The organism is Alkalihalophilus lindianensis (assembly GCF_032843265.1).
GTDB lineage: Bacteria > Bacillota > Bacilli > Bacillales > Bacillaceae_D > Alkalihalophilus > Alkalihalophilus lindianensis.
In genome coordinates this window covers 1-234 of sequence record NZ_JAWJBA010001064.1, presented here as the reverse complement: position 1 = coordinate 234, position 234 = coordinate 1, and the positions used below count along the sequence as shown (strand labels likewise).

The window sequence follows — 234 nt, the reverse complement described above, 5'->3', positions numbered from 1 at the left end:
GAGCGCCGCGCCGAGGCGCTCGCCGCGCTCGACCTCGCTCGCAAGAAGGCCGACGCGGCGCGCTGGAAGAGCGCCTACTCGCTCCACTTCTACGTCTTCGACGGCCAAGATCTCTCGGTCCTGCGCGACGCCGTCGAGCGCCACCTGCTCGCGCCGCACCCCGACCCGGCGCTCTTCGCCGAGATGGGGCACCTCGTGCGCCTCTTTCCGCCCGAGTCGCTCCTCGCCGACGCC

The 234-nt window shown here is 73.1% G+C and carries 1 protein-coding gene; it reads left to right on the top strand.

Annotated elements, in window-relative coordinates:
* On the top strand, positions 1-234 hold a 234-nt coding region (locus RYX56_RS25380; protein WP_317124518.1), incomplete at both ends, for a hypothetical protein.